Genomic DNA, 20,566 nt, shown 5'->3' with positions numbered 1-20,566 from the left:
GTGAAAGCTGAGGTCGAGCGCCGGGAATGAAATCGTTCCGAGAACGGGGAAGGAAATGGCAATGACCACAACATTGGGAAGGACTGTCCGCCTGGCGGCGATGCTCGCGGGCACCGCAGTCATGACGGCACTGGCGACGGTGACGGCAGGCGCCGCCGGCGTCGACAAGGCGCTGCACAATGCGCTGCCGGAGAATTACCAGAAGGACGGCGTCAACGTCGCCGTGTTCAACGATTGGCCGCCGGATGAATTCGTCGAGAATGGCGAGCTCAAGGGCTGGAGCGTCGATATGGCCAAGGCCATGTCCGAGCGCCTCGGCGTGCCCTTTAAGTTCGAGCCGACGAGCTTCGAGATCATCATTCCGGGCCTCGCCAGCAAGCGTTTCGATGCAGGTTTCTCGTCTTTCGGTGTGACGGCGGAACGCCTGGAAGTGCTCGACTTCATTCCACAGCGTAAGGAAGGCACCGGTTACGCCTTCCTCAAGGGCAAGGGCTTCAAGATCGAAGCTGAAAAGGATCTGTGCGGCCATAGCGTCGCCTTGCTTACCGGCGCCTGGGACTTCCAGTACCTGACCAAGGTCAGCGCCGAACAGTGCGACAAGGCCGGCCTCAAGCCGATCGATCTGCAGCAGTTCACCACCCAGAACGCCGCTGAACTGGCGGTTTCCTCCGGCCGGGTCGAAATTGTTGCTGCAGGTTCGGCCAAGCTCGCCTATGTTGCCAAGCAGACCGGCAAGTACGACATGGCGAGCCTAGTCAGCAATGCGGTCTACAACGGCATCGGTGTCCGCAAGGGCGACCCGCTCGGACCGGCGTTGAAGGGTGCCCTGCAGGCGATGATGGCGGACGGCTCCTACAAGGAAATCTTGGACAAGTGGGGCGTCGGCAGCACCGGCACGCTCGACAAGGCTGTGCTGGCGACCAAGGCCGATCCGAACCCCTGATAGTGACAATGGCCCGGAGCAAAGGGTGCGCCGGGCACTCTTCTCGAAAGACTGACATATGGCTGACTCCCCATCCAAGACGCCAGCCGATCGACCCGATATCCACGCCACCAAGCCCGCCGACCTCTTTCACCCCTCATGGTGGATCGGCGGCGCCGTGCTTCTGGTCCTGGTCCTGCTTTTCGTCCGGCTGCTGATCACCAATGAAAATCTCCAATGGGGAGTGGTCTGGCAATATCTGTTGAGCGCCGAAATCCTCGCTGGCCTTGGCCGCACGCTGTTCCTGACCTTCGTGTCGATGATCCTCGGCCTAGCCATCGGCACTGTCGTGGCCATCATGCGGCTGTCGCGCAATCCGGTGTTCCAGGCCACGAGCTGGGCATGGATCTGGTTCTTCCGTGGCGTGCCGCCGCTGGTACAACTGGTGTTCTGGTATAATCTCGGACTGTTGATCCCGACCGTTTCGATCGGCATCCCGTTCGGCCCGGAACTCTGGTCGGCATCGACCAACCAGCTGATCACGCCGATGAGTGCGGCGCTGCTGGGCCTTGCCTTTACCGAAAGCGCTTATGCGGCAGAGATGATCCGCGCCGGCATCCAGGCGGTCAGCACAGGCCAGACCGAAGCCGCAGCCACGCTCGGCATGACACAGGCGCAAACGCTGCGCCGCATCGTGCTGCCGCAGGCGCTGCGGATCATCATTCCGCCGATCGGCAATGATACGATCTCGATGCTGAAATTCACCTCGCTGGTCAGTGTGCTGGCTTTGCCCGATCTGCTCTATTCCGCCCAGATGATCTATTCGCGCACCTACCAGACCATTCCGCTGCTGATCGTCGCCACTATCTGGTATCTCGTGCTGTCCACCATCCTCACCCTGATCGAGCACCATATCGAGCATCGCCTCAAAGAGGAGACGCCGGTGGATTATCGCAAGATCCTCGCCTCGCTGTTCAAAAGCAAGTTCTGGGGCCTGCGCCGCGGCGAGGCGATGCAATGAGCCAGACTTCAGCCATGCCTCTTCTGAATGCCGAGCGCATCTCCAAGAGCTTCGGCACTCATCAGGTGCTGAAATCGATCGACCTGACGGTCGAAGCCGGCGACGTGACCTGCATCGTCGGCCCGTCCGGCTCCGGCAAGAGCACATTGCTGCGTTGTCTGAACTATCTCGAAGTGCCGACCTCCGGCGTCGTCTACCTCGAGGGCGAGCCGGTGGGCATGCGCTGGAAGGGTGACCGGCTCTACCGCATGTCCTTCAACGAACTGGCCGTGCAACGCCAGCGCATGGGCATGGTCTTCCAGGGCTTCCACCTGTTTCCCCACAAGACGGCACTGGAAAACGTCACCGAGGCGCCGATCGTCGTCAAGGGCATGCGGAAAGCCGATGCGATCGAACAGGCCATGGCGCTGCTGCACAAGGTCGGGCTCGGCGACCACGCCAATCACTACCCCAGGCAGCTTTCAGGCGGCCAGCAGCAGCGCGTCGCCATTGCCCGTTCGCTGGCCATGCAGCCGGCGCTGATGCTGTTTGACGAACCGACCTCGGCGCTCGATCCGGAACTGGTCGGAGAAGTTCTTTCGGTGATGCGACAGCTGGCCGAGGAGGGCATGACCATGGTCGTCGTCACCCACGAAATGAATTTCGCCCACGATGTCGCCGACCACCTGGTCTTCATGGATGGCGGTGTCGTCGTCGAGGCTGGCAATCCGGGCGATGTCCTCTCAAATCCGCAACACGCCCGCACCCGCTCGTTCCTCGCCCGCGTCCTCTGAAAGACTTCCACCATGCGCCATTACGATGCCGAACAGGTCAACACGCTGCTGGATTATCCAAGCCTTGTCGAAGCGCTGCGCACCGCCCACGCCTCCGGCACCATGCCGCAGCTCGATGTCACCGTGCTCAGCGACCGTGGCAATGCCGCCAACATGTTCGTCTCCCTGATTGCCTGGGCGTCCGGTGATGTGATCGCCGTCAAGCTTGTCGGCGTCTTTCCGGGCAATACTGCGCTCATGCCACCACAGCCCTCCGTGCAGGGACTGGTCGCGCTGCTGGACGCTACGACGGGCGCCCCGATCGCCACCTGCGACGGCGCGGCGCTGACGTTCCGCAAGACAGCGGCGGATTCCGCCCTCGGGGTCGATCTGCTCGCGCGCAAGGATGCCGAGACCTTGCTGGTGGTCGGCGCCGGCGGTCTGGCACCGCATGTGATTGAGGCGCATACCAGCGTGCGCCCATCGATCAAGCGAGTGCTGATCTGGAACCGCAACCCTGAAAAAGCCAGGGCGCTGGCGGCGAGGATGAACCACGTTTCCGCATCCGTCGAGGCGATCACCTCATTGGACGAGGCCCTGCCGCAGGCCGACATCGTCTCCTGCGTGACCATGGCGACCGAGGCGATGGTCCGCGGCGCGCTGCTGAAGCGCGGCACCCATGTCGACCTGATCGGCGCCTATATGCCCAGTATGCGCGAAGCCGACGACGACGTTGCCCGGCGCGCCGGCAGGATCTTTGTCGATACCCACAACAATGAGGAAGGCTCGGGCGACATTGCCGGGCCGCTGGCCGCTGGCGTCGTGACGCGCGAGGATATCGTCGCCGATCTATTCGATCTCTGCTCCGGCCGCCACGCCGGACGTGAAAGTGCCGATCAGATCACCATGTACAAGAATGTCGGCGGGGGTCATCTCGACATGTTCACGGCGCGCCATCTGATGCGTTCCTAAAACGTCTCTCCCGAAGGTGGTCTTGCTTATCGGGACAAAGCCATACGAGATTAACGATCTGAAGATTGCTGCGTGAATCTTTTTCAGGCGACAATCTTTGAGCCCCGAGCAAATCCTCAGGGCCGACGATCACCGCTGCGCTGCTTCCTTGAACGAGACAAGCTGAGCATTTCTCTCATCCCAGAGCGTGAGCCTACGCAGCGAAAGCTCTGCCACAGCGTGATCCGGCCGAGACCAACCAGTTCAGGATGATTCGAAGCTCAGCCTGACCGGACATAGGCACAACGGGGGTCTTTGCGCCCTTGAACAACGGGATTGCCAGCATCTGGAAACAGTTGGTGATCATGGATCGCATCAAAGACGAAATCGCAGGGGACATGTCGCGATTAATCATGATGCCCGACAATGATCGTTGGTCGCATTTGCCGCTCGTCAAGGAAATCGATGGCTTCAGGATCCTCAGGGCGTCCTGACCTTCTGGAATAGCGGTGCGATCCTCAATGGCGAAGGATGGCGCTGCGTCAATAACATTGGGTTCAGGGCAATGGGTTGATAAGAGCCTTGCTTGAAGGTGGGGATATTTACTGAGCCGCCAGATGGAGCAGATCTCTCAACTGTCCCGCTTGCCACTGTATTCTCCGAGTTAGTTGATGAACCTCAATCACGGCGGACAGCCTTCGATGCGTTCCTGAACGGACGGCTGCCTCAGAAGTGAACCACAACACGCGCAGCTAGACGAGACTATGGTCGCCGGGAGCGCCTCCCAGTCGCTGCTAGCGCCTTCAAACTTTAGGGCTTTTGCAGCTCCAAGCGCAATGGTAAAGCAGGCTGACGAATGGAGCGAATGAGTTTGAGGGCGTATTGAACACCTTATGGTCGAAGGCCACGGAGACGCCGGCGCTCACCGAAAGCGCGCGCGCTGTCCTTAGAACTATTGCCGGCGGCGGGCCGGCGACCAGGCCACAGCTCAGCGCAGCATTGGCGTTTTCCAAACCAACCATGTCCGCTGCCGTGAACGAACTCGAGCGTCTCGGACTTCTCGCTCCCGCAGGGGTCAACCGCGGCTCCGTCGGGAGAACATCCGTCACCTACGGATTGGGGCGGGCAGCGGGATACGTCATTGGGGTCGACTGCGGCACCACTCATATCAGTGGTGTCGTTGAGGGCCTCGACGGGGAGTCGCACGCAACCCTTGAGCGCGCGCTTCCCGATACATCAGCGGAAAACCGCTTTCTGATGATTGAGCAGCTCGTGGCGGACCTGCTTGGTCAGTTCGACGCGCTTGCGGCGCCATTGCGCGCAGTGGTCGTCGCGCTTCCCAACATCATCTCTCAATCACTCGATCGAATGCTCGGTCGCGATGTCCTGCTTGCCGTACTGGCCCGCCTGGACTCGGTCTACGGCGCTCCGCTTCTGCTCGAGAACAACGTCAATTGCGCGGCCCTCGCAGAGTATCACGAAGGCGCGGCAAAGGATTATTCCTTTGCGATGTACATGCAGATTGGGGTCAAGACGGGGATGGGGATCGTCCTTGATGGCAAATTGTTCCGCGGCTTCAGGGGCGGAGCGGGCGAGATTGGCCATCTTCCCTTTCCCTGGTCCGAGACCGCGCAGCCGACCTGGCAGCATGTTGAAACCTATATGGGATCTGCCGCTTTGCTGGAACGTGCGGCAGCAATCTGGCCGCCAAGCGAAGGAAAGCCTCCTGAGAGCGCCAGCGAATTATTTGCGCGCGCCGATCACTCGCCGGTCGCCCTTAAGATCGTCGAGCAGCATGCTCAAGACATCGGCAACCTCGCCGCTGCCTGTGTCAGCGTGCTCGATCCTGAGCTCATCATCCTCGGCGGCGGCGTCGGTCAGAATCCCAGGCTTCTGTCCGGGGTAAGAAGCGTTGTTGAAAAACTCTGCTGGCCAGTTCACGTGGTAAATGGCCAATTGGCCAATCAGGCGACCGTGCGCGGTGCCGTGCGTCTTGCCATCGACTTTGCGATGGCAAGACTGCTTGGCGAGGAAGGCAAGTCGGCCTTCCTTTACCAGACCAGCTCTTCCACTGATCCTTGAACCGCGCTCAGACGTCGCGCTTGGTGTCGGTCTGACGGTACCGGAATTCGCAGATGGGCAGCCCCGCCTCCTCCGATAGCGTCGCGATCAGAAGCTGCGCAGGGATGGCCTGAAGAATGGCGTCCCCAATTCCGTCCGAGAACGGTGCGACGTGGATTACCACCAGATTATCGGCATCATCGACATCATTCCGTCCCGTGATCAGGACGGAAGGGATGCCAAGGTCCGCCAAATCCCGTGCGAGCTTCACCTCACGTCCGTTGCCGAAGAGGAAAACACCGGTGCTTCTGTCGTTGGGTTCCATCGGTCCATGCAGGAAGTTCAAGGTATCCCAATCCTGGGCAGCGACGCGCGCCGCCTCGCGGATGAGAAGCGCTGCATATCCTGCGGTGCCGAGTGCAGTGCCGGCGCCCACACAATCAATCGACGTTTTGCCCGCCAGCAATCTCGCCGCCTTATCGGCCTGGGCACGGCTTCCAGCGATAACTGCCGCTGCTCGGGCGGAGATCTCGCTCCACTGGGTACCTGAGAAATTGCCAGCCTTGTCGGCGAGGAGCGCCGCGCTCAGCAATGAGCCAAGATAGCTCGTCGTGTTGGGGCCGCTGTCATTGCCACTTTCCGTCGCGATCATATGCTTAACCACGCGCGAGATCGGCGTGCCGTCCGCCTTGGCGATCCCATAGGTATGAGCAGAAGGGCGAAGCTCCATCGCGCGCGCGGGTTCCTCGCTGCGACCGGAGGCGGAAAACGCAATATAAGCGCCGCCTGCGTCAATCGACCGATCGTAGAGATCGGTGCCCGGCAGGGCGAAAGCCCGCAGGCCTTGTGAACGCATCTGAGCGGCGGCCGCGACAGCGGCATAAAGGCTTGCGCCGATGCCGACCAGAACTGACGGTCCGGTCTTGATCGGCTCGACATCTAGCGTTTCCAGGCGTTTGGAGACGGCCTTGAAGCAAGTATTCAAGGCATCCGGCTGCAGCGCGATCGCCTCGCGATAGGGCACTCTGTCTGTCATTGTCATTCCATATGTTTGAAAGAGGTGACCGGAAGCTGGCCGGTCACCTTGGTTATGCGTGTCTCAGTCGAGCTTCATGTAATCGGCAAAGCGAGCCGCATCGTTGATGGTGACCTTGTCGAGCTTGTTCTCGCCGAGGCCCCACTTCTCGAAGATCTTTGCGTAGGTTCCATCGTCGATCATCGACTGCATGGTTGCGGCAAGCGCATCGCGAAGCTGCGGGCTTTCCTTGCTGACCAGCATGGCCTGATAGCCGACGGCGTATTGAGCGCCGGTGACGAGTTTCAGCTTCTTATTGCCTTCCGGCTGATGTTGCAGGCTGTAGGCAGCCACACCCGTCGTATCCATGGAAAGATCGACGCGGCCGCTTTGGAGCGCGATCTTGATCTGGTCGTTCGACGGGAACTGCATGACGTTGAGCGGCTTGTCGGCAGGGCACAGGCCCTTCTGCTTGTCGAGAAGCTGCAGCGGGATGGAGCCCTGAACGGCGCCGGCATTGAGGCCACAGGCGTCCTTCAACTGGTGCACGCCCTTGGGATTGCCGTCCAGAACGATGATGCTGGTGCCTTCGAGCATATAATTGACGACATCGACAATCTTTTCGCGTTCGACGAAATCACCGAAAGCCGACATGCCCATGTCGAAGCGACCTGCCTGGATGCCCGGAATGATGCTGGCGAACTGGGCCGGCACATCGGTGAACTTGACGCCGAGCCGTGAGCCCATCTCGTCGCGAAGCTCACGCTCCAGACCGATGATGGTTTTGTTGTCCTCGCCGTAAAAGTCATAGGGCGGCGTCTGCGGCTCGGTGCCGTTTTTGATCTCGCCTGCCGATTTGATCTTCTCCGGCAACATATCATACAGTTTTTGATCGACGCCGGCTGCAAAGGCAGCGCTGCTGCTGGCAAGCATGGCTGCGAGCGCGAGCATGCTCGTCACATTGGTCTTCCCTATCATGTCATTCCCCTTTTCTTGATGCACGTGGAGGACGTGCGGCCTTTTGCTCCGGTGCCTGCCTCAGTGCATCCGCCGCAAGAATGCTTGCGTTCGTTCCTGTCTCGGATTGTCGAGGACCTCGCGTGCAGGCCCCTCTTCGACCACGACGCCCTGGTCCATGAACATCACGCGATCGGCAACCTCGCGCGCAAAGGAGAGTTCATGGGTGACGACGATCATGGTCATACCGCCAGATGCGAGCTTGCGCATGACGGCGAGGACCTCGCCGACGAGCTCCGGGTCGAGTGCGGAGGTGGGCTCGTCGAAGAGCATGAGCTTCGGATCCATGGCGAGTGCCCGGGCGATTGCGACCCTCTGCTGCTGGCCTCCGGACAGCTGGTAAGGGTAGGATTGCTCGCGGCCCTCGAGATCGACCATCTTCAGCAGTTCGCGAGCGCGGGCTCTCGCCTCGTCGCGGGTTTTGCCGCGATTGAGGATTGGTGCTTGGGAAATGTTTGTTAGGACATCCTGATGGGCAAAGAGATTGAAGCGCTGGAACACCATGCCGATGTCGCGGCGTTGCAGTGCAAGCTCCTTGCCGCTCATCTCATGCAGCACCCCGTCGTGCTGGTGATAACCGATGAGTTGGCCATCGACCAGAATGCGTCCGCTCGTCATCCGTTCGAGATGGTTGATGCAGCGCAGGAATGTCGACTTTCCACTCCCCGAAGGCCCAAGGAGGCAAACAACCTCCCCCTTTCTGACCGTAAGATTGATGCCTTTGAGTACGTCGAGCGGGCCGAAGGACTTGTGCACCTCGACGGCCTCGACGATCAGCGGCGTGGTGGACGACAGGGCGGAGGAACTCATCCGTTTCTCCCTTCGGCGCGCATCAGACGCAAGACGTTGCGAAAGAGGCCGGCCGACTGCTGGGTTGATTTTCCGAGGCGCCGCTCGATCAGATACTGAGCGCCCGAGGCGATGGTCGTCATCACGAGATACCAAATGCTTGCGACGATCAGCAGCTCGATGATGAGGAAGTTCCTGGCATAGATGTTCTGGGCGCGGGTCAACAGATCCTGTGCGGCAACGACCGACACCAGGGAGGTTGTCTTCAGCATCGAGATCGTCTGGTTGCCAATTGGCGGAATGATGACACGGAGCGCCTGCGGGAAGATGATGCGAAGCATCGATTGGACCGGGGTGTAACCAAGCGCCCTTGCTGCTTCGTGCTGACCGTTGTCGACGGCCAACAGGCCGCCACGAATGATCTCTGCCATGTAGGCTGCCTCATTGAGGCTCAACGCCAGCAGAGCGGCGATAAAGGCGGTGACTATGGCGTTGGTATCGAGATGGAAGGACCCGATGTCGATGCTTGGAATGAAGAGCTGGATGTTGAACCAGAAAATGATCTGAACGAGGAGCGGAGTGCCGCGAAAAAACCAGATATAAAGACTTGCAAAGCCCGAAAGAACCGGGTTCGAAGCAAGGCGCATCGACGCCAGCACCGCTCCGGCAACGATGCTGATCACCATCGACAGGACGGTGAACAAGATGGTCAATCGGATGCCGTCGATGATCGTCTCGTCGAAGAGATATTGCGGGATTGCAGACCAGGCGATGTGGCGGCTTGTGCCGACCATGAAGAGAAGTCCGGCGACGCCAAGGACAAGCAAAGCTGCGGCAAATCGCTGTCCCCAATTTCGTGCCGGAATGATTTTTTGGGTCATGCGGCCCTCCCGTCCTTGCTTGGCGAAGGTCGGCCATTTACGTGCGGCATCGGCAGACGCGGCGGATAATTTCCAGCGCCGATGCTACGAGCCAATTCCAATGCGCCGAGAACGGGTGGCTGCTCCACCAAAGTCAAAGTCGCCGCGGGGGCGCGTCTGGCGAGGGCCAAACGGAAAGCGTCGAAGAGACGCGGTTGTCTAGTGATCACGCCGCCGCCGGTGACGACATCAGCACCGAAGGCTCCCCGCTTGATGAGTTGTTCTGTTAGGAACGACAGCGAAGTCCCGGCTTTCTCAATCACGTTCCGAGCAATGGCAGACCCGTCGTCGGCCGAGTGAAAAACGAGAGGAGCCAATTGTCCTATTCCGGCAGCCGTTCCGATCGCGGCAATAGCCCGTCCCAGATCGATCGGAGAGGCGATGCCGAGCCCCTCCAACAGCCGGAGCCCGAGGATGTCGATCGCTTCTCCGCCGTCGAGCGCCAGCCGCACGGCCCGAGCTGCATCGCGCACCAGGCCGCTTGCGCTGCCTTCGTCGCCGAGAAACCAGCCCCAGCCTCCCGCAGCGATCATAGAACGGTCGACGTCGCGCGAAACGGCGATTGATCCTGTCCCGCTGATCACCGCGATACCAGTTTCCTTGCCGCATGCCGGCAGGAGAAGTTCTGAGTCGTTTAACACCAGCAGTGTGCCGGGCAGCAAGGCCGAGAGCCGGACCTGCAGCGCCAAACGATCGTCATCGCTATCGCATCCGTGCGCACCGATGACCGTTATCGTCGGGCACACATCGTTGAGGATGAGCGACGCGAGGTTGCGTACGTCCTGCAACACGTCGTTGCGTCCGCGCCATTCGTTCGTCAGGATGGTTCGGTCGAATACCGCGCGACCATCCAACTCAAAACGCACATGCGTTTTTGTACCGCCAATATCGATGCCTGCGATCATATCCCACATCCATTTGTTAGGTAACCTACCTAATTAATCGCAACATGCAAGGGGCGCATCATAGGAATTTTTTGACGTGGTCGCTGTTGGACGGCGGCGGCCGCCGGCCCCCCGCGGTTGACATATCCGTATGTGGACACAAGCAGCTTCATGGAACGATTGTTTTTCCTCCACGCGCTCGAGGACAATAGATTTTGCGCGATCGTCGTCTGACTCGGTCGAGGACACGATATTCGATTTTCAGCTGGGAGGCGCGACCGTCGGGGAGGTTGCGTTTGGCGAATGTCCTGTCGACAGCGCGATGCTGAGGCAGAAGGAACTACGAGGCGAGAACAGCAAGCGTGTCAGTCAAATCGACAAAAGGCCGTGCGCGTCGAAGTTGTTACGACGGCTGGTAGCGTACGCATCAGATTCATTACACCCAGGAATCGGAACAATTATTCGATACTTTGAAGTCATCGAACCACGTGGTTGTCGGTTCGAGTCCGTTCAAGGCGAGGGATGCCGACAATGGTCGGCAGCGACTGAAATGTATCAAAGTCGCTAGGTACCCAACGACGACTGCGCTGAAGCCACCAAAGGTAACCTCCGCGGGGTCTAGCTGCCGTTCGGCATAAATTGCCGGAAACGTTAATTGACGGCAGTAAACCCTAACGCGAGGTCATCCAAGGGCGACCACGCCTGAAAGCATAGAACCGCCGGATTTCTAGTCGTATGAAATGGATACAGGGTGGCGCAAACCTCCGAGCCTTCTCGCTCTCACGCCACTGCGCGCTGCATTTCCTCATTCCGGTCAACGGAGCCCTGATTCATCTCGCAATGCGGACATTACTCTGGGCGGAATATGCGCATGACCTGGTCTGTAAACGGCTTGACGAGAAAGGACGGCGGCGTACGCTCTTCTGGTTTGACGAAAGCCTCGACGGGCATTCCCGGCTGCGCTTCATTCTGGCGGTCGCACTGGTCTGGTCGACAACTTCCATGTGCCACTGATGGCTACGACGATTGCTTTCTCGATCGCCCTTGACCTTGCCCACAAGGAAGCGCGAAGCGGCTATCTCGTCTACCGCTTCGCAGAGAGGAGTGCCCAAGCACGACGTATCTTCTGAAGCCGCGAGGAAATCTGCTGCGGTGGAGGGGCAGATATTCCATTGCGAAAATCAGCCAAGGCCTGAGCCTCCAGCCTCGTTCTCTCGCTTGACCATTGCTGGTCAACTATTGGCTTGCCGGTCTGGTGATCTATGACCGCCCACGACCCGTTCTCGAGTGCTTGTATCTGGTAGCGCTGCATTCTCAAGCCATAGATTTGGATGCGCCTACATCAGCCTGAAATCTCTTTGAAATCAACAGGGAGGGAATGCTGCTTCACAGATACTTTGGTTAGATGGTGAACCTCCGGTTACTGTGGGCGAGCGGCAACCTCCATTCAGCTCGCATGCGGACAATGATCTGATTCCGGGATGTCGATCTGCCTGCGTGTGCGTGCCATGCAAAAATTATGCACTAATATGTAGTTGCGAGTCGGTTTTCATTGTTGTCTTGGTGACGATAGTTATCGCTGCGATGCCCGCTTCATCGGCCGCACGCAGAAACGCATCCCGAAATTGCTCCGGAGCGATCTGACCGCTGATCGCATCGACGCAAGCCTTCACCGCAGTGACATATTCTTCGCCGTCATCGGAAGGCCAGTCCTTGAGCAGCATATATGCAGCGTCGCCGAGGGTTCGGATGATCCTGTGAACTGGCTGGCCGCGCAGAGAGCCCGACGGGTGTGAAAGCAGAGGTTGCGTCCCAATCCATTGTCCTCGATCCCTCCGGGCAGCGATCGTAATCGTCGAAGTTCTAATATACGCGTGTATTCCAAAACCGTAATTGACGATTGGTTACCCGGCGTGACCGGATGTGAAGGTAGGCGCCGGGGGATGACTGCGTCTCACGCGAGATCGCCATAATATCTGCCTCCGCTATCGCAAATTCAGCGGAGCAGCGATGCCAACGCCCCCATTGCTCGTGGGTGGTCGCCGTGATTATGTCCTGCATCTGACGCCGTGCAGCGGGCATACGGCTAAGACGGCCGCGTGCGGCGACGAAAGGCATTGCCCGCAATCGCTAACGCCGTCCTCCCGAAATTGTCCTATATCGGACACAAGGCCCCAGTGAGTTGGTACAATGCTGCTCGCCGTCGAAAGGCGATGGACCAGTCCTGAAGGGTAGGGGCTTCAGACGAGCACCCGCAGCTAGGCCAGTTCGATCAACATGTTCAGGAAGGCGCGAACGGACGGGTTGGTTCGGCGGCTCTCCGGCCAGACGGCCGTAATGTTATGGCGGTCCACTGCAAACTCGGACAGAACCGGGATCAACTCGCCGCGCTTGATCCACGGCGTAGCCGTAAAACTCGTGCCCATTCCGACGCCTGCGCCAGCGGCAATTGCAGCAATAACAGCTTCGCTTGCATCGACGACAACACCGGAAGAAGGCACGATCTCGATCTCCCGTTCGCCAATCCGGAAAGGCCACCGAAACAGTTGGCCCGTGCTTTGGTAGCGCATATTGACCGTCTCGTGCCCCTCAAGGTCATCGGGATGCTCCGGGGTGCCGCGCGTAGCGAGATACTCGGGCGACGCGTAGCAACAGAGCCGATGCGGCGAAAGCCGGCGTGACAGAAGGCGCGAGTCACCGAGCTCACCGATACGGACAGCCAGATCGATACCCTCTTCGGTGAGGTCGACCATTTGGTCGCTCAGCCGCAAATCGATCATCACCTTGGGGTGCAGCTTCCGGAATGCGGCAAGCGCAGGCGCAATGACATGCAGGCCGATCGGCAGCGACGCTGCAATTCGCAGTGTGCCGGAGGGCTCTGCCCGCGCCGCCTTGGCCACCTGCTCGATCTCTTCCGCATCGCGCAACAGGCGCAAGGCGCGCTCATGCAGGTCGCGCCCCTCGGCGGTCAAGGTCAGCGAGCGCGTCGTCCGCATGAACAGCGAGACGCCGAGATGCTGCTCAAGCCGCTGAACGCTCTTGCTGATCGCCGAGGGAGAGATAGAAAGCGATCGAGCGGCCGCTGTGTAGCTTCCCAGAGACCCTGCTTTCGCGAACGCAATAAGGCCGGCCAGCCTCTCCAAACCCATTTGTTCCTTCATGGCACTATTAAAGCGAATAACACCGCGATTATCAACAGTGCGGGGCGGGGTTATCTTCTGATTGAACAGTGAACCCTAAAGTGAGGCTATGATGACCGAGACGATGAAAGCAATTCAGCTGCACGAGTTTGGTGGCCCGGAAGTCTTGCGCTACCAGAATGCGCCGCGACCCACACCGGCAAGGGGTGAGGTCCTGGTTCGTGTTCATGCGGCAAGCCTCAATCCACCGGATCTCTACCTGCGTGAAGGGTATCGCGCGCTGCCGCCTGAATGGCAACCCGATCCTGTGTTTCCTTTGATCCTTGGTACCGATGTGTCAGGGGTGGTCGCGGCAGTTGGCGAAGACGTCTCGGGATTCAAAGTCGGCGACGAGGTCTTTGCGATGGTGCGTTTCCCGGAAGACGTCATGAAAGGCAGCGGCGCCTATGCTGAGTATGTCCGCGTGTCCGCATCGGAAGTGGCAATCAAGCCGTCGGGCATCGAACACATCCAGGCAGCCGGTGCGCCGATGTCCCTGCTCACCGCCTGGCAGTTTCTGGTCGAACTCGGTCACGATGCCCCGAACCCGTTCCAGTCGTTCCCTCATGCGCCAATCCCGCTCGATCGCAAGATCGTTGTGATCAACGGTGCCGGTGGCGGCGTCGGGCACCTGGCGGTTCAGGTCGCGAAGTGGAAAGGGGCGCGCGTGATCGCTGTCGCCTCCGGCAAGCACGAGGCGCTTCTGCGCGAGCTGGGCGCTGATCAGTTCATCGACTACACCACGACGTCCGTTGAGGCGGCCGTACAGGATGTGGATCTCGTGATCGACGCTGTCGGCGGCCCTAACATGGAGCGCTTTTTGAGGGTCCTGAAGCGGGGCGGAGCGCTATATCTCGTCAACCCTCTGGGCTTTTCCGGTCATGAGGAAGCGGCAAGGCGCGAGATAACGGTGTCGTCGACACAGGTTCGCTCGAACGGCGCGCATCTGGCCGAGGCCGGTCGATTGCTCGACGACGGCACCATTCGCGTCGTGATCGACAGCGTCTATCCGTTAGCGGAAGCGTCAGCTGCGCATCAGCGCGCGTCTCACGGAAGAATTCAGGGAAAAATTGTGCTCTCGGTTGTTTAACGACCGCAAGTCCCGCCGGTCAAATCCACATCAGTCGGCTGTCGGAGGGCGGCGGCAGCAGAAGGAGGCGTCATGCTCATTATAGCCGGACACATACACGTCGATCCCGCTGACGTGGTGCAATTTCTCGCCGACCTAAAGCAGCTTGCGATTACCACGCGAAAGCGTCCCGGCAACATTGCTTATGACGCCGCGGTGGACGATCTACAGGCCGGAACGTTGCTCATATCGGAACGATGGGCAGACCAGACAGCGCTCAGCGCTCATCTCGATGCCGCCGATACCGTCTCGTTTGTTGGTCGGTGGCAGGGCCGCATGCAAGGGGATGTCCGCAAGTTCGACGCTTCGAACGAACGTGGGCTGATGGACAGTTAAGCCTCGCTTCTATAGTCACCCTAGCGGGCAACCGGATCACTTCTCATTCAAAAATTGTTGCGGTGCAAAAATGGCAGAGCCTCTTTCATTGGGTTCTCACCAACCCTTATTGTGCACGTGCGAACAGATCGCTTCTGCAACCCGCCGGACGAGAGATATTCCAAAGTCCGGCCAGAAAGAGGATCCAGATATGGGTGATCTCCTGAAAGGCATCTCCAGTTTTCGCGGCGCCGTGTTCCCGACCCACTCGGCGCTCTACCGCAAACTCGCGCGCGAAGGCCAGCAGCCCCATGCGCTGATGATATCTTGCGCCGACAGCCGCGTGATGCCGGAAACGATAACGCAGTCCGGCCCCGGCGATCTCTTCGTTTGCCGCAATGCGGGCAATATCGTTCCCCCCTTCTCGACCCTCAACGGCGGCGTCTCGTCCGCAATCGAATACGCCATCCTGGCGCTCGGCGTCAGTGACATTGTCGTCTGCGGTCACTCCGATTGCGGGGCGATGAAAGGGCTGTGCCACCCACAAATGCTGGAACCAATGCCAAACGTCTCGGCCTGGTTGCGGCACAGCCACGCGGCCTATTCGATTGTTTGCCAAGCCTATCCCGACGACCTTTCCGACGCTGAGCGTGTACGTGCGGTAGCGATGGAAAATGTTGTCGTGCAGATTGACCACCTGAAGACCCATCCATCAGTGGCGGCAAAGCTCGCGACCAACGAAATCACACTCAACGGCTGGTTCTTCGACATCGAGACGGGTGAGGTCCAGGTGTATGACGGGGTTCTGGCAAGGTTTACGGAGGTACAGGAGGGGGAGCCGCTGCCGGTGGCCTTCACAGGACGAGGCCATCCCCATGTCATGCCGCGGATTGCCGCAGCGCTTGCAGGGGAGTAGTGCCATGACAAACACCGGCTCTGTTTCACGCGACCTCGCTTCGTCTCTCGTGGTTTTCCTTGTTGCTATTCCACTTTGCCTCGGCATTGCGATCGCATCGGGGGTGCCCGCGGCCATGGGGCTGATCTCCGGTATCGTAGGTGGCATCGTTGTCGGCCTGCTCGCGGGGTCGCCTCTACAGGTCTCCGGGCCTGCCGCCGGTCTTGCCGTGATCGTCTTCGGCTTCGTCGAACAGCATGGCATTGCCATGCTCGGTCCTGTGCTCCTCGTTGTCGGACTTCTGCAGATCGTGGCGGGTTTCCTGAGAATTGGCTCGTGGTTCAGAGCGATTTCTCCGGCGGTGGTTCATGGCATGCTCGCCGGCATCGGCATTTTGATCATCCTGGGACAGATCCATGTTCTCATGGGTGCCAAACCCGCCGCAGACGGCATAGAGAATGTCACCGCCATCGACGAGAGCGTCAGCCGGTTAACGGGCACCAGTGTCACCAACGAGGCCATTGCACTGTTGGTCGGCCTTATCGCTCTCCTTGCAATGGTGTGTTGGGAGAAATTCCGCCCGAAATCACTGTCGCTCGTCCCGGGAGCTCTTGTCGGTGTTGCTGCCGCTACAATCTTGACAATCACGCTTGAACTCCCGATCGCCCGCGTGGACGTGCCCGCCTCTCTGATTGACAGCATATCCTTTCCGACGGCCGGGAATTTCGCCCAGCTAGTGCAGCCCGGCATTATTTTAGCGACGTTGATGATTGCCGTCATTGCAAGCGCCGAAACGCTTCTTTCCGCGGCCGCCGTCGACCGAATGCACGATGGAGAACGTACCCGTTTCAACAAGGAACTATTCGCCCAAGGCGTCGGTAATGGCCTTTGTGGATTGCTCGGGGCATTGCCGATCACGGGTGTCATTGTTCGATCATCGGCCAATATCCAGGCCGGAGCTCGCACGCGCACCTCGGCGATTTTACATGGACTTTGGATTCTGGCGTTGGTGGCGCTTTTGCCGGGAGTGTTGGGAATGGTGCCATTGACGGCGCTTGCCGCCGTACTCCTCGTCACTGGCTGGAGGCTGATCAGTCTACACCATGTGCGTCACTTGTTCCAGCACCATGGTTTTGTACCGGTCGGAATCTGGGCAGTGACGGTGGCAATGGTTGTCCTTCAGGATTTGCTGGTTGGCGTGGCGCTCGGCCTTGCGCTGTCGATACTGGAAATTCTCCCTTATCTGCGCCGAAAGCTTGTAATCAGGCATGCTGAGATCGACGACGAAATTCACGTCCGTTTGCGCGGAGCGGTCACCTGCAAAGACGTGCCGGCGCTACTCAGCACTTTCGAAGGGCTACCCGACGGCCGCAAAGTCAATATCATCGGCAAACATCTGTTTTACATGGATCACACCAGCGCTGAGACGATTAGCGAATGGCTCCGGCGCGAGACGAAATCTGGGCGAATCGTTGAGATCCATCCGCCCCGGACCGCCCGTCATCCCCGCCTTAAGCCGCTGTTTGACCGATTCTCAGCCGAAGCCGCCTGACCTGCAAGGGAGAGCAGCTCCATTGCTCTCCCGTCGCTCGTCTCTAAACGCAGACGTCGTCAGCCGGACGAATTGGAGGGTAATTAGACGGTTGCTTGCAGCTGGAATGGCCACGAGCGTCTTTGCTCAGTCCTCGAATTCCCCTACCTCGTCCTCGACTCGATATGTGTTGCCGAGTCTCGGAGCCGATCCGCGGAGGCCGCAACACTCGAATTGGCCTCCGGAGCCGAAACAAGTGGAACCTTTGCCGAGCTTGAATGTTAGCGGCATCTGCACGGCAAGAGTGCTCCACTGCCGCTGATTTGCCTCGCAGGCATCCTGATGTTGGCGGAGTGGATCGGAACGGCGATGTCACAGCACGCAAGCCAACGCAGCGCCCGTCATCCATGGGAGTGCTGTCACCCAGGTCTTGGCGGACAGGCGCCCAGCGAGCGGACGCTTTGAAAGCTTACAAGCAGTAGGAAGCGCAGAATCGACAATGGACCAAGGTTCACCCAGATGGCTGCTTTCGTCCTATGTGGCTGCTGTCATCATTGTCGGCCTCATCATCACCGCGGGCTCGATCTCGATCTGGAGGTTGAGCGGGGGCGACGGCGCGGCACCAACTTCAAGCGAACTCGGAGAACCGCGATGATCAAGAAGGATGGCAAGACCGCTGCCGAAGTACGCGGTCGAATCCAATCAGGAGACAGTGGAGACATCAGATCGGGATTTGACCCTGCAGCCGCACCCCTGGAAACAGATGCTGAGGCCGCAGGTCAGCCGATGAGCCACGAAGAGATCGAGACGGCGCTGCATACTCAGAACTGGGGAGCGGCCGATCGCCAAAGCAACTACGATGTCGCCATGCGTGAACCCGGGAGTGCAGGGACCATACCCCAGACGACGCGCTCTAACCCTTTGCGCATCTTCATCACCACGCTGGCTCTTGTTGCGCTGGCAGTGGCGATCGCCAGCTGGATCTACAGCTGACAACCTAGATGTAGGATGTGCCAACGCACGTAGTCTCAAAGATGGCGAAGGCGACCCCACAGGCACCAAGCTTAACGACACAGTGGGCAAAGCTGGCTGCGCCAAGAGAAGCTTCCAGTAACCTAACAAGCGTTCAACTGTTTCGGCATTTCTACGCGACCAGAACGGCTCCCATAAGGATTGCGCAAACGAGTCCAAGGATGTTCAAGCCGAGAGTGACGAACTCGCTGATCCGCTGACGGTGGGGGTGACATTGCTCGGCATTTCCGAAGACGGCAATAGCCCCGCCGACCATCCAGCAGGTCAGTGTCAATGTCCCAAGAACAAGTGCCAAGTTCATCGCTTCGTTCGTCCGGTCTTTGCGTATAGGGCACCAAACCGGCACATCAGCGGTTTGTTCCTGCCGTCGAAACTCCGTCCGGCAGAGTACGTCGCTCAGCGCAACCAGGTCATACCACGGCAACGAGCAGGTGCGAGGTTGAGCATTGATAATTCCTTTCGCGCAGGAAGATCCGCAGCCTGTATGAAACTGGAGGTGCAGGAACGTCGAGCACCGTTAGGACGCCAGCGTTTGGGGCGTCATGGAACTAAGTGGCGTGGCCGTTGTTCGGCGATTTCCACCGACCCGCAGTAAAAAGGGAAATCCTTTGAGCGAATTGCGCCAGGAGTTTGAGCTTCGAAGAGATTTTCTGCCGACGGGCCAGGAGAACGAGTGGATTGCACCTCGTCGAACGATATCATCGCTCGGCGGCTCGTCGACGCCGCAATATTCGGAGTCGTCGCGACCGCTGGTCATCGACCTCGATGGCACCTTGGTCCGATCCGACCTCCTGATTGAGGCCGCGTTCTCTGAACTCAGGCGCCGCCCTTTTTCCATCGTTGACCTTTTCCTGGCAACGTGCCGGGGAAAGGCATGCCTCAAGCACCGTCTTTCCGCACCGGCGGATTTCGATCCGGCTATCCTGCCCTTTGATCTCGAGGTTCTGAACTTGATCCGGACGGCGCGGGAAGAGGGACGTCAGGTCTATCTCGCATCCGCGACGCACGAGCGCCTCGTCTCCCGCGTTTCCGACCATTTAGGTGTACTCAACGGTTGGTTTGCAACGGACGAGATGACTAACTGCGCCGCCGAGGTGAAGGCGGAAAAGCTCGTTGCGGCCTTTGGCCATGGTGGCTTCGACTATGTTGGCAACGACGCCGCAGATCTGCCTGTATGGCGTCACGCTGGAAAATCATACGCGATTCGGACGTCGGCCAGGGTTGCTCGGCAACTATCGCGCCAATGCGACAATGTCGAGCATCTTGCGCACGACAAGCCGACCTGGCGGACTTGGGCGCGGTTGCTGAGGGTGCATCAATACGTCAAGAATGCACTGGTCTTTATCCCGCTGCTGACAAATCAGCTCTTCGATGTTCAAAGTCTCGCCAATGCCGCTCTAGCTTTTGCCGCCTTCTCGCTTTGCGCTTCGAGCGTCTATGTGCTGAATGACCTGGTCGACCTTCAGGACGATCGCGCACATCGCAGCAAATGCCGCAGGCCGCTGGGTTGCGGCGATATCCCGCTCTCACACGCGCTCGTGGTAATCCCCATTCTCCTTCTGTTGTCGTTTATGGTTGCCCTCACGATTTCACCCGCCTTCATTTTGGTGCTCGCCGGATACTTTGCGTTGACCACCGCCTATTCGTTCTTTCTGAAGCGAAAAATGATCCTCGACGTTGTGACCCTTGCAGCCCTTTATACAGCACGCGTGGTAGGAGGGTCGGCGGCGATTTCAGTTTGGCCCTCTCCTTGGCTGCTCGCCTTCATGATGAGCTGGTTCCTCTCGCTTGCACTCGTCAAGCGATATACGGAGCTCATTTCTCGCCGAGCCGCGAATCTACCCGACTCCAAGAGCCGCGATTACAAGAATGGAGACGTGGGCATGATCGGCGCATTGGCGGCGGGGGCCGGGATGAACGCGCTCACATTGTATGCTCTCTACGCTGCAAGCGACGGCGTGCAGGATCTCTACACCCGGCCAGGGATTTTATGGTTGGTGGGACCAATCCTGGCTTGCTGGATTGCGCGTATCCTGTTGCTGGCCCATCGGGGACTGATGCACGACGATCCGATCGTATTTGCGATCAAAGACAAAGTGAGTCTCGCAACCCTGCTCGTTGCCGGCGCCTTTGTGATCGCCGCGTTATGAGGT

Annotated in this window: 18 protein-coding genes and 2 pseudogenes; 13 read left to right on the top strand and 7 right to left on the bottom strand. The window is 59.2% G+C overall.

Annotated elements, in window-relative coordinates; genetic code table 11:
- Positions 1–61 precede the first annotated feature (61 nt).
- The 6 genes and pseudogenes from N2A41_RS28515 to N2A41_RS28490 all read left to right on the top strand — a co-directional run bounded on the left by N2A41_RS28515 (position 62) and on the right by N2A41_RS28490 (position 5,728).
- Positions 62–943: an ABC transporter substrate-binding protein gene (locus N2A41_RS28515; protein WP_260111467.1), complete on the top strand. Its 882-nt coding sequence runs from the start codon at positions 62–64 to the stop codon at positions 941–943.
- Between the two features lie 58 nt (positions 944–1,001).
- The gene (locus tag N2A41_RS28510; RefSeq protein WP_260111466.1) at positions 1,002–1,943 is read left to right on the top strand and encodes an amino acid ABC transporter permease; all 942 of its coding nucleotides are present in this window, start codon (positions 1,002–1,004) and stop codon (positions 1,941–1,943) included.
- A complete protein-coding gene (locus N2A41_RS28505; RefSeq protein WP_311202889.1) occupies positions 1,940–2,716 on the top strand; it encodes an amino acid ABC transporter ATP-binding protein in 777 nt (258 codons plus the stop codon). The genes N2A41_RS28510 and N2A41_RS28505 overlap by 4 nt, the downstream gene beginning before the upstream one ends.
- A 12-nt stretch (positions 2,717–2,728) precedes the next feature.
- A complete protein-coding gene (locus N2A41_RS28500; RefSeq protein ID WP_260111465.1) occupies positions 2,729–3,667 on the top strand; it encodes an ornithine cyclodeaminase in 939 nt (312 codons plus the stop codon).
- An 861-nt stretch (positions 3,668–4,528) separates the two neighbouring features.
- A pseudogene (locus N2A41_RS33510) lies at positions 4,529–4,651 on the top strand (hypothetical protein); the annotation flags it as partial.
- 15 nt (positions 4,652–4,666) lie between these two features.
- Positions 4,667–5,728 carry an ROK family protein gene (locus N2A41_RS28490; RefSeq protein ID WP_260111464.1) on the top strand — a complete coding sequence of 354 codons (1,062 nt, stop codon included), beginning with the start codon at positions 4,667–4,669 and terminating at the stop codon, positions 5,726–5,728.
- Between the two features lie 7 nt (positions 5,729–5,735).
- On the opposite strand, the gene N2A41_RS28485 is transcribed toward N2A41_RS28490, so the two are convergent.
- The 5 genes from N2A41_RS28485 to N2A41_RS28465 form a co-directional block, all read right to left on the bottom strand.
- Positions 5,736–6,743: an SIS domain-containing protein gene (locus tag N2A41_RS28485; RefSeq protein WP_260111463.1), complete on the bottom strand. Its 1,008-nt coding sequence runs from the start codon at positions 6,741–6,743 to the stop codon at positions 5,736–5,738.
- 63 nt (positions 6,744–6,806) lie between these two features.
- Positions 6,807–7,700, bottom strand: a complete 894-nt coding sequence (locus tag N2A41_RS28480; RefSeq protein ID WP_260111462.1) for an ABC transporter substrate-binding protein — start codon at positions 7,698–7,700, stop codon at positions 6,807–6,809.
- A gap of 60 nt (positions 7,701–7,760) precedes the next feature.
- The gene (locus N2A41_RS28475; RefSeq protein WP_261316396.1) at positions 7,761–8,549 is read right to left on the bottom strand and encodes an amino acid ABC transporter ATP-binding protein; all 789 of its coding nucleotides are present in this window, start codon (positions 8,547–8,549) and stop codon (positions 7,761–7,763) included.
- A complete protein-coding gene (locus N2A41_RS28470; protein WP_222275571.1) occupies positions 8,546–9,409 on the bottom strand; it encodes an amino acid ABC transporter permease in 864 nt (287 codons plus the stop codon). Before N2A41_RS28470 ends, N2A41_RS28475 begins: the two co-directional genes overlap by 4 nt.
- Positions 9,406–10,353: an N-acetylglucosamine kinase gene (locus N2A41_RS28465; RefSeq protein ID WP_260111461.1), complete on the bottom strand. Its 948-nt coding sequence runs from the start codon at positions 10,351–10,353 to the stop codon at positions 9,406–9,408. Before N2A41_RS28465 ends, N2A41_RS28470 begins: the two co-directional genes overlap by 4 nt.
- Positions 10,354–11,067: 714 nt before the next feature.
- Here N2A41_RS28465 and N2A41_RS28460 point away from each other — a divergent pair.
- The gene (locus N2A41_RS28460) at positions 11,068–11,346 is read left to right on the top strand and encodes a hypothetical protein (protein ID WP_260111824.1); all 279 of its coding nucleotides are present in this window, start codon (positions 11,068–11,070) and stop codon (positions 11,344–11,346) included.
- 503 nt (positions 11,347–11,849) lie between these two features.
- Here N2A41_RS28460 and N2A41_RS28455 read toward each other — a convergent pair.
- Positions 11,850–12,153: pseudogene (locus N2A41_RS28455) on the bottom strand (DUF982 domain-containing protein).
- Positions 12,154–12,590: 437 nt separating this feature from the next.
- Positions 12,591–13,493: a LysR family transcriptional regulator gene (locus N2A41_RS28450; protein ID WP_170258912.1), complete on the bottom strand. Its 903-nt coding sequence runs from the start codon at positions 13,491–13,493 to the stop codon at positions 12,591–12,593.
- Between the two features lie 91 nt (positions 13,494–13,584).
- Here N2A41_RS28450 and N2A41_RS28445 point away from each other — a divergent pair, with 91 nt between their 5' ends.
- The 6 genes from N2A41_RS28445 to N2A41_RS28420 all read left to right on the top strand — a co-directional run bounded on the left by N2A41_RS28445 (position 13,585) and on the right by N2A41_RS28420 (position 20,563).
- Positions 13,585–14,601: an NADP-dependent oxidoreductase gene (locus N2A41_RS28445; protein WP_260111807.1), complete on the top strand. Its 1,017-nt coding sequence runs from the start codon at positions 13,585–13,587 to the stop codon at positions 14,599–14,601.
- Between the two features lie 72 nt (positions 14,602–14,673).
- Positions 14,674–14,976 (top strand): putative quinol monooxygenase, encoded by a 303-nt coding sequence (locus tag N2A41_RS28440; protein WP_162116181.1) that lies wholly within the window; start codon positions 14,674–14,676, stop codon positions 14,974–14,976.
- A gap of 190 nt (positions 14,977–15,166) precedes the next feature.
- Positions 15,167–15,871, top strand: a complete 705-nt coding sequence (locus N2A41_RS28435; RefSeq protein WP_260111806.1) for a carbonic anhydrase — start codon at positions 15,167–15,169, stop codon at positions 15,869–15,871.
- Positions 15,872–15,875: 4 nt separating this feature from the next.
- Entirely contained in the window at positions 15,876–17,402 is a 1,527-nt protein-coding gene (locus N2A41_RS28430; protein WP_260111460.1) for a SulP family inorganic anion transporter, read from the top strand.
- 630 nt (positions 17,403–18,032) lie between these two features.
- Positions 18,033–18,374 carry a hypothetical protein gene (locus N2A41_RS28425; protein WP_170258906.1) on the top strand — a complete coding sequence of 114 codons (342 nt, stop codon included), beginning with the start codon at positions 18,033–18,035 and terminating at the stop codon, positions 18,372–18,374.
- Positions 18,375–19,108: 734 nt separating this feature from the next.
- On the top strand, positions 19,109–20,563 hold the full coding sequence (locus tag N2A41_RS28420) for a UbiA family prenyltransferase (protein WP_432416653.1): 1,455 nt from the start codon (positions 19,109–19,111) through the stop codon (positions 20,561–20,563).
- The last annotated feature ends 3 nt before the right edge of the window (positions 20,564–20,566 follow it).

The organism is Rhizobium sp. SRDI969 (assembly GCF_025152725.1).
GTDB classification, from domain to species: domain Bacteria; phylum Pseudomonadota; class Alphaproteobacteria; order Rhizobiales; family Rhizobiaceae; genus Rhizobium; species Rhizobium leguminosarum_I.
This window is presented reverse-complemented; position numbering and strand designations above follow the sequence as displayed.